The sequence below is a fragment of the Rhodococcus sp. 320_ES genome (assembly GCF_059691855.1).
Genome location: NZ_JCAWAG010000005.1, coordinates 554,322 through 568,463, shown reverse-complemented (window position 1 = coordinate 568,463; position 14,142 = coordinate 554,322). Strand labels below are relative to the sequence as shown.

Sequence of the window (14,142 nt, the reverse complement as noted above, 5' to 3'; positions counted from 1 at the left end):
CCCTTCCAGATCACCCCAGTCCCCTCCAAATCACCCCAGCCCCTGCCTCACGATGAACGTCGAATCGCCCTTGAAGAACGGCGAACCGTTGTCTCGGTTGGCGTAGAACAAGAAGTTCGCGTGGGTCAGGTAACGCCGCTGGTCGGAGAACAATCTGAGCGACGTGTTCGACCCGGTCAGGCCGGTACCCGGCAGGAACGTCGACGTGGACCGGAAACTCGAGGTCCCGTCGTTTCTCCGCACCCACATCTTCCCGTTCTCGGACCTCAGGAAGTAGCCGGGGAAATTGACCGACTCGAACGACACTCCTGAACTCGAGGCCAGGCCGCTCCGCACGACGAAGGTGGAATCGGCCTTGGCCACCGCGTCGGACGCACCGTTCACCGGCTGCAACTTGGCTTCGAAGCCGTTGTGGCGCAGCAGATATCCGGGCCAGCTTACCGACTCCAGACCGACCTTGGTTCCCACCGCCAGCGGGACGGTGATCGGCCCGGTCGTGGTCGGAGGAACGGTCGTCGTCGGCGCTACGGTCGTGGTCGGCGGCACTGTGGTCGTCGGCGCCACGGTTGTGGTGGTCGGCGGCACCGTCGTGGTCGGAGGAGCGGTGGTGGTGGTGGTGGGCGTCGTCGTGGTCGGTGTGGCCACCAGACCCGGTCGGACGACCAGGGTGGCGTCTCCTCGTTCCCCGTTGAACGTGGGGAATCCGAACTGGAAGTTCTGGTGGCGCAGGAACTTCGACTGATCGGAGAACAGCGCCAGCGACGTGTTCTGTCCGGTCAGACCCGTGACCGCGAGGAAGGTTGCGTCGGCGGCGAATCCGGCCGATCCGTCACCCTTCACGAGCCTCGCTCGGCCGTTGTCGTTCTTGATGAAGAACCCGGGGAAATTGACGGCCTCGAACGAGAATCCGGTCGGTGACGCCAAGCCCTGCCGGACGATGAACGTCGAATCCTGCTTGTCGATGGTGGCCGAATTCGCGTCCACCTTCTCGAGGTTCACGTTGTAGTTCCCGTGACGCACGCGGTATCCCGGCCAGCTGACCGACTCCATGCTGACCGCGGTGCCGACGGTCAGCGGGACCGATCCGGTCACGGCCGGACCGGCACCGCCCACACCGTTCGCTGCCGACTGATCGGCGGGGAACACGTTGACCTGACCGCCTGCGTTGTTGCGGAAGGTAACCAGCTGCGACGGGGACGGAACGCCGGCCGAGTCGACGGCCTGGATCAGGTACGTACCGGGCGGGACGGTGTTCTTGCTCTGCGGGAGCGAGAGGTTGAGCTTGGACCCGTCGCGGGTGAAGTTCAACGGGATTCGGCGCTGGTCCTGATTCACCGAGTGCGTCGAGTTTCCGGCGCTGATCAACGACACCGACGCGATACCACGCGTGTCGTTGGTGCCGAGGGAGATGGATCCACCCCACGTCAGGTCACCCGAGATCGACGTCAGGAGAGGACGATTGGCCCATCCGACCTTGCCGTCCGAACCCTTGGCGAAGAGGTTGGGCGGGTAGTACATCTCGGAGTTGAAGTTGTCTTCCGGTCCCGGTACGCCGCCGCCGCCGGTGAACACCGATCCGCTCGGCATCAGAACGGACGTCGAGTGATACGTGCGGGTGCGCTTGGCAGTGGCCGTGGCGCGCCACTGCTGGGTGCTGGGGCTCCAGATCTCGCCCGTCGTCATGGAATTGCCTGCGCCGCCCTGGGTTCCGACTGTGGTGCCGCCGTTCGCGAACACCTCACCGTTCGGCAGGATCGTTGCGCCGTGCCAGTTGCGCTTGCTCTGCATCGAAGCCGCGGTGGTCACAACGGGCGACGATCCGTTGATGTCGATCAATGTCGTTGCGTTGGTGGCGGTTCGGCCGTCTTCGTTCATTGCCTGGCCGCCGCCCGAGAGCATCAGCTTGCCGGGCTCGTACATGACTGCGGTTCCGGAGACGCCCCCGAAGCTCGGGGTGGTTCCGACGCCGTTCAGCGTTCCGTTGTTGGCGACCGACATCTTCCACATCTGATCGCCCGAAATGCCGAAGATGTTGCCGTCCGGAGCGATGAAGGTGCGGGGGTACCAGTAACGGTTGTCCTTGCCTCCGAACGCCAGCGTGCTGCGGATTCCCGACAGCTTGGTCCAGTTTCCGGAACCGTCGCCGATCTCCGGGGTAAGCGCCACGCCGTTCTCGTCGTCCGGGCGCGTGTACGCCTGGGTGTTGTAGTAGTCGGAACCGCCGAGGACGAGGATGCGGTCGTCCTGCAATCGCATGACCGACGCATACCACCGCTGCAGCGCGAGGCTCGGACCCATGGATTCCGCCTTGGAGCCGGGGTCGTAGTACATGGTGCTCATGGTCGAGTTGCCGCCGACCATGATGACGCGGCCGTCCGGAAGAATTTGCATTGCCGAGCAGAACGAGTCGTAGGACGCCATGGAGGGGACCTGCGAATGCGCGGTGTCGATCATGCCGAGCTGCGGATTCCACTCGTCGATGGTGAAACCGCCCTGCCGTGCCTCGGACAGCGGGGATCCGTAGGTGACCAGGTTTCCGTTGGGGAGCAGGCTCGCGTGAACCGGGATGACCGGCCATCCGACCTGAGGGCCGAACATTCCCTTGGTGTCGGCATCGGCCGCGGGAGTCATTCGACCGAGCAGTGCATCCCCCGGCTGGGTCAGCGCGATACTCGAGCCGCTGACCGTGAATTGGCCGGGGGCCGCGGCACCGGCGACGCCGGACGACGCGAGGGCCACCGCGCCGGCTGCGAGCAGCGTCGGCACGACGACAGCAACACCCACTCGGGTGCGCAATGGGGACAGTTTCATCAACCATGTTCTTTCGCTAGGTCCTATAACCTCGCGAACCGTAACAGTCTTTGTCCCTGTTTTAAGATTCTTTTACCTACTCGAATCCTGTTTTGGATCCACTCTCAGCGGGGCGGGCATTCCGCCCCTGCTGCAGGGATCAGTCACGAGACGGAAAGTGGCGAATCAGCCCTTCCTGGACCACGGTTGCCACCAGTTCCCCGGTGCGTGCGAAGAACCGACCGGTCGCCAGGCCGCGCGAACCCGCAGCGACGGGCGACTCGGTCGAATACAGCATCCAGTCGTCGAAACGGAACGGACGGTGGAACCAGATGGAGTGGTTCACCGTGGCGGCGACGATGCGATCGAGACCCCACGACAGACCGTGCGTGGTGATGATCGAGTCGAGAACCGTTGTGTCGGAAGCATATCCGAGAGTGGCAACGTGCACCGTCGGGTCGTCGGGCAGTGGCCCGTCGGCTTTCATCCACACGCGGTTGTGATTCAGCTTCTCCCCGGTCCCACGCATGATCCAGGCCGGATCGTTGGCGTACCGCATGTCGATAGGCTTGAGAGCGTCGACGAACATCTGCAGCCGGTCCTCGTAACCCTCGAAGTGATTACCGAGCGGCGGTAGATCCTCCGGGTAGGCCACCTCGGGAAGTTCCACGCTGTGCTCGAGTCCGGCGCGGAAGTCCTGGAACGCCGCGAGCATCACGAACAGCTCGCTGCCGTTCTGATACGCGGTGACCTGACGGTTGGCGAAGGCCCGGCCGTCGCGGTGTCGCTCGACCCGATATTCGATGTCCGCCTTGACATCTCCGCCGCGTATGAAGTGGGCGTTGATCGCGTGGACCGGGCGGTTGCCGGACACGGTACGACCGGCCGCGATGAGCGCTTGCGCGACGAGTTGCCCTCCGAACGTGCGGCTCGCAACCTGCGCGGGGTGCTTTCCGACGAACGTGTCCTCGTCCACCTCGGTCAGATCCAGTATGTCGAGAAGACCCTCGAGATCGGCCGACCTTCGTGCCGGTGTCCCCACACCGGCGCCCCCCACTCCGACACTGCCCCCCACTCCGACACTGCCCCCCACATCGATCAAGCGGATCAGTCCTCTTCTCCCAGGCGGTGCACGGTGATCAAGTTGGTGGAGCCTACCGTGCCTGGGGGCGCTCCGGCGACGATGACGACCTGGTCGCCGCGGTTGTACCGCTCGAGTTCGAGCAGCGACTTGTCGACCTCACGGACCATGCCGTCCGTCGTGTCGACGAACGGAACCAGGAACGTCTCGGTGCCCCACGTGAGCGCGAGCTGACTGCGAACCTCGGGAATGGAGGTGAACGCGAGCAACGGCAGGCGCGAGTGCAACCGTGCCATGCGGCGGACGGTGTCACCCGACTGCGTGAACGCGACCAGCGCCTTGGCGTCGAGCCGCTCGCCGATGTCGCGAGCCGCGTAGGAGATGACGCCACGCTTGGTGCGTGGTGTGTGCGTGAGCGCGGGAACTGCGTCCCCGTCCGTCTCGACCGTCTCGACGATGCGCGCCATCGTGCGCACGGTCTCCATGACGAACTTGCCCACGGAGGTCTCTCCCGACAGCATCACGGCGTCGGTTCCGTCCAGAACGGCGTTGGCGACGTCGGACGCTTCCGCGCGGGTCGGGCGGGAGTTCTCGATCATGGACTCGAGCATCTGGGTCGCGACGATGACGGGCTTGGCGTTGGCACGAGCGATCTGGATGGCCCGCTTCTGCACCAGCGGCACCTGCTCGAGCGGCAGCTCGACGCCGAGGTCACCGCGCGCCACCATCACTGCGTCGAAGGCGAGCACGATCGCTTCGAGATTGTCGACGGCTTCGGGCTTCTCGATCTTGGCAATCACGGGAACGCGGCGACCGACTCGATCCATGACTGTGTGCACCAGTTCCACGTCGGCCGGCGACCGCACGAAGGACAGTGCGATGAAGTCGACTCCGAGCGCGAGAGCGAACTCGAGATCGGCGGTGTCCTTCTCCGACATGGCCGGCACGGACACGTCCATACCGGGGAGCGACACGCCCTTGTTGTTGCTGACCGGCCCACCTTCGGTGACACGGCACAGAACGTCGTTGCCCTCGACACCGGTGACGACCAGCCCGACCTTGCCGTCGTCGACGAGGAGGCGGTCACCTTCCTTCGCGTCCATCGCGAGCTCTTTGTACGTGGTGGACACGCGGTCGTGAGTACCTTCGCACTCGTCGACGGTGATTCGAATCAGTTCACCGTTGGCCCAGGTGGTGCGGCCTTCCTTGAAACGGCCGAGCCGAATCTTCGGACCCTGCAGGTCGGCCAGGATGCCGACCGCCTTGCCGGTCTCGTTCGACGCTTTGCGCACCCGGTTGTAGTTGGCTTCGTGATCGGGGTAATCGCCGTGGCTGAAGTTCAGCCGGGCGACGTCCATTCCGCTCTCGACGAGTTCCTTGATCCGCTCGTCCGTTGCTGTCGCAGGTCCCAGGGTGCATACGATTTTCGTCCGTCGGCTCACCCGACAAACCCTAGTCCCTGAGAACGTTGTTCTCTATCGAACGTGACCGCTATGTCCTGACAAGTGGGCTGGAGTGGAGCCCGCGAAACGACAAAGGGACACCGGAGTGGAGCCCGCGAAACGACAAAAAGGACACTACCCGTGGGTAACTCAGACCACCGCTAGCGGAAGTGCCGTCGGATGAACCGGGGCCGGCAGTTCGGAGAAGCCGGTGAGATAGGTGTCCACGCCGTTCGCCGCCGAACGACCCTCGGCGATCGCCCACACCACGAGCGACGCTCCGCGATGCGCGTCGCCGCAGACGAATACACCCGGCGCCGACGTCTGCCAGTCGGGTCCGCACGAGACGTTGCCGCGGCGATTCATGGCGATTCCGTAGCCGTCGAACAGCGGCCCCTTCTCCGGCCCCTCGAATCCGATCGCGAAAAGCGCCAGATCACAGGGCAATTCGATCTCCTCGCCCACCGGCGTGATCGTGCGTCGACCGTCTTCGTCGCGTTCGACCTTGACCTCGGCGAGCACCATCGCCCGCACGTGACCGTTGTCGTCACCGAGGAACCGTTGCACCGCCACCTCGTACCGTCGCACCCCGCCTTCGGCGTGTGCGGGCGACGTGCGCAGCACGAGCGGCCACGCGGGCCACGGCGACAAATCGGGGTTTCGATCGGCGGGCAGCTCGGCGTTGTAGTCGAGCTGCGTCACCGACGCAGCGCCCTGCCGGTGCGCCGTACCGAGACAGTCGGCACCGGTGTCGCCGCCGCCGATGATGACCACGTGCTTGTCCTTGGCGGAAATGGTGGTGGGCCCGTCGCCTTCGCACTCCCGGTTGGAAGGAACCAGATGCTCCATCGCGAGATGGATGCCGTCCAGCTCGCGTCCCTCCACGTCCGTGTTGTCGCGCCCGGCCAGCGCACCGACGGCCAGGATCACCGCGTCGAAGGAACTCCGCAGCTGTTCCACCGTGAAGTCGACACCGACCTCGCAGTCGGTGACGAAATGCGTACCCTCGGCGCGCATTTGCATCAGACGCTGATCGAGCACGGACTTCTCGAGCTTGAACTCGGGGATGCCGTATCGCAGAAGACCACCGAGCCGGTCGTCGCGTTCGAACACCGTGACGTCGTGTCCGGCGCGCGTGAGCTGTTGTGCCGCAGCAAGACCGGCCGGTCCCGATCCCACGACGGCGACCTTCTTGCCGGTGCTGATGGTCGGCGGCGACGGCTCGATGCACCCGTCGGCCCATGCGACGTCCACGATGGTCTGCTCGATCCGCTTGATCGTCACGCTGCCGCCGGTGTCGGGCTCGGAGATCGAGAGCACGCACGCCGACTCGCACGGGGCGGGGCAGATCCGCCCGGTGAACTCCGGGAAATTGTTGGTCGCGTGCAGGCGGTCGATGGCCGCGTCCCAGCGGCCCCGCCGTACCAGATCGTTCCACTCGGGGATGAGGTTGCCGAGCGGGCAGCCCGCCGAACCGGAGTGGCAGAACGGGATGCCGCAGTCCATACAGCGGCGCGCCTGCTCGGCCACCTCTTCCTGGCGTTCCTGCATGGGCTGCGGCGCGTACACCTCACGCCAGTCGCCGACGCGTTCGTCGACCGGACGCTTGAGAGCGTCCTTCTTGACGACCTTCAGAAATCCCTGCGGATCAGCCACGAGCTGCCTCCATGATTGCGGTGTCGACATCGCGGCCCTCTGCCCGCGCCATGCGCGTGGCGTCGAGAACTCGCTGGTAGTCGATGGGCATGACCTTCGAGAACTGCGCGGATCGACGCGGCCAGTCGGCCAGGATGGACGCTGCCACTGTCGAACCCGTGACGTCGCGGTGCTTTTCCACCACGTCACGCAGCCACACCAGGTCGTCCGGATCGGGGGTCTGGATCTCGACCATGGCGGTGTTGACGTTCTTCGGATCGAGCGCCAGCACGAACGCGATGCCGCCCGACATGCCGGCCGCCATGTTGCGGCCGGTGGGGCCGAGCACGACGCACCGACCGCCCGTCATATACTCGAAGGCGTGGTCGCCCACACCCTCGTTGACGGTGATTGCCCCGGAGTTGCGGACGGCGAACCGCTCCCCCACTCGTCCGCGCAGGAAGACTTCGCCCGACGTCGCGCCGTACAGAATCGTGTTACCCGCGATGACGTTGTCCTCCGGTACGAAGGAGACGTCCGCCGCGGGCCGCACGACGATACGGCCACCGGACAGGCCCTTGCCGACGTAGTCGTTCGCGTCGCCGATCAGGTCGATCGTGATGCCCGGCGGCAGGAACGCACCGAGGGACTGCCCGGCCGAGCCGGTGAACTCGATGTGGATGGTGTCGTCGGGCAACCCCGCGGCGCCGTAGCGCCGGGTGACCTCGGAACCCAGAAGCGTTCCGACCGTGCGGTTGACGTTGCGTACCGGTAGTTCGAGCCGCACCGGGTGCGCATCCTCGAGCGCCCCCTCCGACAGTTGGATCAAGGTGCGGTCGAGCGCGAGGTCGAGTCCGTGATCCTGATCGCGCAGCCGGCGCCGCTGCGTCAGCTTGGCGCCGTGTTGGTCGGTCGGGATGGCGAAGACCGCCGACAGGTCGAGACCTCGGCTCTTCCAGTGCGCCACCCCCTCTTCGGTTCTCAGCACGTCGGCACGGCCCACTGCCTCGTCGATACTGCGGAAACCGAGCTGCGCCAGATAGTGTCGGACGTCCTGCGCGATGAAGCGGAAGAACTCCTCGACGAACTCGGGCTTGCCGTTGAATCGCTTACGCAGTTCGGGGTTCTGCGTCGCCACACCCACCGGACAGGTGTCGAGGTGGCAGACCCGCATCATGATGCAGCCGGCCACGATGAGCGGGGCAGTGGAGAATCCGAATTCCTCGGCACCGAGGAGTGCGGCGACGATCACGTCACGACCGGTTCGCATGCCGCCGTCGGCCTGCACGGTGATCCGATCACGAAGTCCGTTGAGTACCAATGTCTGTTGGGCGTCGGCCAGACCGACCTCCCAGGGAGCGCCGGCGTGCTTGAGCGACGTCAATGGAGCGGCACCGGTGCCGCCGTCGTAACCGGAGATGAGCACCACGTCGGCATGAGCCTTGCTCACTCCCGTCGCGACCGTTCCGACACCGACCGAGCTCACCAATTTCACGTGCACGCGGGCGTTCTCGTTCGCGTTCTTCAGATCGTGGATCAGCTGAGCCAGATCCTCGATGGAGTAGATGTCGTGGTGCGGCGGCGGCGAGATGAGACCGACACCCGGAGTCGAGTGCCGCGTCTTCGCCACCCACGGATACACCTTGTATCCCGGAAGTTGGCCACCCTCACCGGGTTTCGCACCCTGCGCCATCTTGATCTGAATGTCGGTGGCGTTCACGAGATAGTCGCTGGTGACGCCGAACCGGCCGCTGGCCACCTGCTTGACCGCGCTGCGTCGTTCCGGATCGTAGAGCCGGTCGGTGTCCTCGCCGCCCTCACCGGAGTTCGACCGCCCACCGAGGTGGTTCATCGCGACCGCCATCGTCTCGTGCGCCTCCGCCGAGATCGACCCGTAGCTCATGGCGCCCGTGTTGAAGCGCGTGACGATCGACTCGACCGACTCCACTTCGTCGAGCGGAACCGGCTCGCGCAGAGTCTCGTCGAACCCGAACAGACCCCGCAGCGCGCCGCCCTCGCGGGTGAGACGGTCCACCTCGTCGGTGTACTTCTGGAACACCTCGTACCGTCCGGTGCGGGTGGCGTGCTGGAGAAGGAACACCGTCTCGGGTGTGAACAGGTGCAGCTCGCCCTCGCGGCGGAACTGGTACTCCCCACCCACGTCGAGACGACGATGCACGCGATCGGTGGGGTTCTCCGGGTACGCGCGGCGGTGGCGAAGCTTGACCTCCTCGGCGACGACATCGATCCCCACGCCGCCGAGTTTGCTGGCGGTGCCCTTGAAGTACTCGCGCACGAATTCCTTGTCGAGCCCCACGGCCTCGAAAACCTGTGCGCCCGTGTAGGAGCCGACCGTCGAGATCCCCATCTTCGACATGACCTTGAGCACGCCCTTGCCCAGGCCCTTGAGGTAGTTGCGGACCGCCTGCGTCGGTTCGACGCCCGTCAGTTCGCCCTCGCCGACGAGGTCCTCGATGGACTCCATGGCAAGGTAGGGATTGACTGCGGCAGCGCCGAATCCGATCAGCAACGCGAGGTGGTGCACCTCGCGGGCGTCGCCGGACTCGACCACGAGCGCCACCTTGGTGCGCTCCTTCGTCCGCACCAGGTGGTGGTGCACCGCCGACGTCGCCAACAACGACGGAATGGGAGCGCGGGTGTGGTCGGAGTCGCGGTCGGAGATGATCAGCGTGCTGAAACCTGCCGCAATCGCGTCGCTTGCGCGTACACGCAAGTCCTCGATCGCGTCCGCAAGCCCCTCGCCGCCGCGTTCCACGTCGTACAGAGCGCGCAGGACGGTGGCCGACAGACCGGGGTGATCGCCGTCGTCGTCGATGTGGATGATCTTGTTCAGGTCGTCGTTGTCGAGGACGGGCCACGGCAATTCGATCTGTCGGCACGACGCCGCCGTGGGCGCGAGCAGGTTCTGCTCCGGTCCCATCACGCGTGACAGCGAGGTGACGATCTCTTCTCGGATGGCGTCGAGCGGCGGGTTCGTCACCTGGGCGAACAGTTCGATGAAGTAGTCGTAGAGCTGACGCGACCGCTGTGACAGCACTGCGGGAGGCGTGTCGGTGCCCATCGACCCGAGGGGCTCACCTCCGGACGCGGCCATCGGCACGAGAAGGAGCCGCAGGTCCTCCTCCGTGTATCCGAATGCGACCTGACGCCGGACGACGGAATCGTGGTTGTACTGGATGTGCGCGCGAGGCGGGAGGGTGTTGATGTTCAGCAGCCCGGCGTGCAACCACTCGTCGTACGGATGGGCGGAAGCCAAATTCGCCTTGATCTCCTCGTCGGGAACGAGCCGACCGGCGACGGTGTCGACGAGGAACATCTTTCCCGGCTCGAGGCGACCCTTGGCCACCACCTCGGACTGCGCGACGTCGAGCACGCCCGCCTCGCTCGCGAGGATGATCTTGTCGTCGGCGGTCCGCCACCACCGGCCGGGCCGTAATCCGTTGCGATCCAACGTCGCTCCGACGTAGGCGCCGTCGGTGAAGGTGACGCACGCCGGTCCGTCCCAGGCCTCCATCATCGAGGAGTGGAACTGGTAGAAGGCGCGCACCTTCGGGTCCATCGTGGCGTCGTTCTCCCACGGTTCCGGAACCATCATCATGACCGCGTGCGGAACGCTGCGGCCACCGAGATGCAGGAGCTCGAGCACCTCGTCCAGAGAGACCGAGTCCGACGCGTCCGGGGTGCAGATGGGGTAGAGCCGCGTGAGGTCACCGGGAATCACGTCGCTGGCGAGCATGGCTTCGCGGGCACGCATCCGGTTGCGGTTGCCCTTGACGGTGTTGATCTCACCGTTGTGCGCGACGAAGCGGTGCGGGTGCGCCAGGGGCCACGACGGGAACGTGTTCGTGGAGAACCGGCTGTGCACGATGGCGATAGCGCTGCTGCACAACGGGTTACGCAGCTCCGGGAAGTACAGCGGAAGCTGCATCGTGGTGAGCATGCCCTTGAAGGTCATGGTGCGCGAGGACAGCGACGGAAAGAAGACGCCGCTGCCTTCCTCCTCGACCTCGGGGGTCACCCGCTCCGCCCGCTTGCGGACCGCGTAGACGAGACGATCGAGGTCCAGACCGGACGGCCGCACGCCGTCCTTCGGCGGGGCGGCGAGGAACAGGTATCGCATGAACGGCATGCATCCGAGGGCCGTCAGGCCCACGTCGGCGGCGTCGGGATCGACCGCGACGTCGTGCCAGCCGAGAACATCGAGGTTCTCTTGCGCCGCAATCGATTCGATGCGAGCCACGGCGGCGTTGCGCTCGCGCAGACCCTGCGGAAGGAAGCAGATGCCGGCGGCGTAGGAATTGGCGCCGTCGGGCGACGGTGCAGGCAACTCGAAATCCACCAGGTCGGCCAGGAACTCCGCCGGGAGTTGGATGAGGATGCCGGCGCCGTCACCGCTGTTCGGTTCGGCTCCGGCTGCGCCGCGGTGTTCGAGGTTCTCCAGGGCGAGAAGCGCATCGGCGACGATGGAGTGCGACCGGCGCCCCTGAATGTCGGCGACCATGGCGACGCCACACGAGTCGGTTTCCTGCGACGGGTCGTAGAGACCCTGCTCCGCGGGCAGCTGGGAAAACAGCACTTCGGTCACCTCCATGTCGGCCCCACGTCGACCACTCGAGGTGGTGACATGGACGGCACACGCACAACGCTATCTTCGATCTACCGGGACAGCGTCGGCCCGAAGAGGCATGCAGAGAATGAGCGACGGTAACTCGTTGATCGGGTTACCGGTCGGTCCTGGTCGAGCGTATCAGTTCCTGAGCAGGCGTCCCGCGCCGTCGCGCGGCTTGCCGGTGAGCAGGATGACGCCGTCGACGATGGCCCAGATTCCGGTGGCGAACAGCACCGGAAGTCCGAGCAGCGCACCGATGAGCGTGAAGATCAACAGATAGCTCACCACGGTCAGCACGGCCATGGCCACGCCGATACCGTTCGAGCCCATGTAGAACCGACCTATTCCGATCGGCAGGCCGACGAACACAGGAACGATCTGCAGCAGCCCCGCCAACAGTTTGGACTTGTCGGAGAACGGCTGACCCGTCATCGGGTCGCGGCCGTAGGGCGCACCGGGGTCGACCGGAGCCCCGTAGCCGGGCTGGGCGAAGGGCTGCTGATACTGCGGCTGCTGATCCCATTGCGGTTGCTGATCCCATTGCGGTTGCTGATACTGCGGTTGTTCGTACTGCGGCTGCTGGTACTGGGGCTGCTGGTACTGGGGCGCCTGCTGATCCCACGTCGGCTGCTGACCCGAAGGCGGCGGCGAGAACTGCGACTGCCCGGAGTTGTCGGGCGCAGGCGGGAACTTCTTGGTCAGATCGGGCCGATCGGGTTCGCTCACTTGGCTTCGTCCTTCCCGGTGTCCCTGCCGGCAGTATCGCTGACGGTCGTGTCGCTGACGGTCGTGTCGCTGACGGTCGTGTCGCTGTTCGCCGTCTCGCTGCTCGCCGTGTCACTGCTGGTCGCAGCGTTCACGGAGACAGTGTCCGTCGAATCGCCGCTTTCGTCCAGCTCCGACGTATCGCCGGACGAACGCAGGCTTTCGGGATCTTCACGGCCCTTGCGAGCGAACACGACGTAGAGGGCCGCGAGAACGAACACGATGCTCGACGTGAAGGAGTTGATGCGAATTCCCGCGATCTCGGTGGCGTAGTCCGAGCGCATGAGCTCCACGACGAACCGGCCGACGCAGTAGCCCGCGACGTAGAGCGCGAACAACCGGCCGTGGCCGATGCGGAATCGACGATCGACGACGACCAGGAGGATCACGATGAGGACGTTCCACAGCAATTCGTAGAGGAACGTCGGGTGCACGACGCGTTCGACCAGACCGGTCGAGATCCCGTTCAACGAGTCGGTGCGGCCGTTGGCGTCGACCCGCTCGTAGATCTCGAGACCCCACGGAAGGGTGGTCTCGCGCCCGTACAGCTCCTGGTTGAAGTAGTTGCCGATTCGGCCGATCGCTTGTGCGAGAAGGATTCCGGGAGCGACCGCGTCACCGAACGCCGGAAGCGGAATGCCTCTGCGGCGGCACGCGATCCAGGCGCCGACACCGCCGAGCAGCACGGCGCCCCAGATTCCCAGCCCGCCTTGCCAGATCTTCAACGCGTCGATCGGGTTTCCACCCTCGCCGAAGTACGTCGACGCGTCGGTGGCGACGTGGTAGAGCCTGCCGCCGATGAGCCCGAACGGCACCGCCCACACCGCGACGTCGAGCACGGTGCCCTTGGTCCCGCCGCGCGCCACCCAGCGCCGGTCTCCCCACACGATGGCAATGATGATGCCGACGATGATGAAGAACGCATACGCGCGAAGGGCGAGAGGGCCCACGTGCCATACGCCTTGCGGCGGACTCGGAATGTACGCGAGGACAGCGGTACCGGGTGATGTCACGACGCCACGGTAGCCGAACGCACACCTTCGGCGAGTTCGGCTGTCAGCGCCGACACGGCGTCGATTCCGTCGTCCACGGCCGAGACGAGTGCCGAGCCGACGATCACGGCGTCGGCGTACGCGGCGATCTCCGCCGCCTGCGCTCCCGACCGCACACCGAGACCGACACCCACCGGAATTCCGGAGTGCTCCCGAATTCGTGCCACGAGCGCCGGCGCCATGGAGGACACGGCGTCACGGGCTCCGGTCACGCCCATCGTCGAAGCTGCGTAGACGAAGCCGCTGCTCGAGTCGAGAGTGCGGGCGAGCCGTTCCTCGGTCGAGGACGGGGCGACGAGGAAGATGCGATCGAGGTTCTGCTCGTCGGACGCGGCGAGCCAGTCGGTTGCCTCGTCCGGGATGAGATCGGGGGTGATCATGCCGAGCCCGCCGGCCGATGCGAGGTCGCGTGCGAACGCGTCGACGCCGTAGCGCATGACCGGGTTCCAGTACGTCATCACCACGGCATTGCCGCCGGCCGACGCGATGGCGTCGACCACGGTGAAGACGTCGCGCACGTGAGCGCCGTTGCGCAGAGCCTTGTCCGCGGCCGCTGCGATGGTGGGCCCGTCCATGACGGGATCGGAGTACGGAATGCCGACTTCGATGATGTCGCAACCGGATTCGACCATGGCGCGCACGACGTCGATCGAGCCGGGCACGGTCGGGAATCCGGCGGGCAGGTATCCGACGAGCGCAGCGCGGCCTTCGGATCGAGTCTTCTCGAAGACGGAACCCAGGCGGCCG

Annotated in this window: 8 protein-coding genes; all 8 read right to left on the bottom strand. The window is 65.7% G+C overall.

What is annotated here, in order from left to right:
* Positions 1 to 30 precede the first annotated feature (30 nt).
* Complete coding sequence (locus AC59JP_RS20325) at positions 31 to 2,811, bottom strand: AbfB domain-containing protein (RefSeq protein WP_497327600.1); 2,781 nt, start codon at positions 2,809 to 2,811, stop codon at positions 31 to 33.
* 139 nt (positions 2,812 to 2,950) lie between these two features.
* Positions 2,951 to 3,832, bottom strand: coding sequence for an acyl-CoA thioesterase (locus tag AC59JP_RS20320; RefSeq protein ID WP_497327599.1), 882 nt, complete (start codon positions 3,830 to 3,832; stop codon positions 2,951 to 2,953).
* 65 nt (positions 3,833 to 3,897) lie between these two features.
* The gene (pyk, locus tag AC59JP_RS20315) at positions 3,898 to 5,313 is read right to left on the bottom strand and encodes a pyruvate kinase (protein ID WP_497327598.1); all 1,416 of its coding nucleotides are present in this window, start codon (positions 5,311 to 5,313) and stop codon (positions 3,898 to 3,900) included.
* Positions 5,314 to 5,463: 150 nt separating this feature from the next.
* Complete coding sequence (locus AC59JP_RS20310; protein ID WP_497327597.1) at positions 5,464 to 6,969, bottom strand: glutamate synthase subunit beta; 1,506 nt, start codon at positions 6,967 to 6,969, stop codon at positions 5,464 to 5,466.
* Complete coding sequence (gltB, locus tag AC59JP_RS20305) at positions 6,962 to 11,545, bottom strand: glutamate synthase large subunit (protein ID WP_497327596.1); 4,584 nt, start codon at positions 11,543 to 11,545, stop codon at positions 6,962 to 6,964. The genes AC59JP_RS20310 and gltB overlap by 8 nt, the downstream gene beginning before the upstream one ends.
* A gap of 171 nt (positions 11,546 to 11,716) precedes the next feature.
* Positions 11,717 to 12,304: a TM2 domain-containing protein gene (locus AC59JP_RS20300; protein WP_497327595.1), complete on the bottom strand. Its 588-nt coding sequence runs from the start codon at positions 12,302 to 12,304 to the stop codon at positions 11,717 to 11,719.
* Positions 12,301 to 13,356, bottom strand: coding sequence for a prolipoprotein diacylglyceryl transferase (lgt, locus tag AC59JP_RS20295; RefSeq protein ID WP_497327594.1), 1,056 nt, complete (start codon positions 13,354 to 13,356; stop codon positions 12,301 to 12,303). Before lgt ends, AC59JP_RS20300 begins: the two co-directional genes overlap by 4 nt.
* Positions 13,353 to 14,135 (bottom strand): tryptophan synthase subunit alpha, encoded by a 783-nt coding sequence (trpA, locus tag AC59JP_RS20290; RefSeq protein WP_497327680.1) that lies wholly within the window; start codon positions 14,133 to 14,135, stop codon positions 13,353 to 13,355. The genes lgt and trpA overlap by 4 nt, the downstream gene beginning before the upstream one ends.
* Between the last annotated feature and the right edge of the window lie 7 nt (positions 14,136 to 14,142).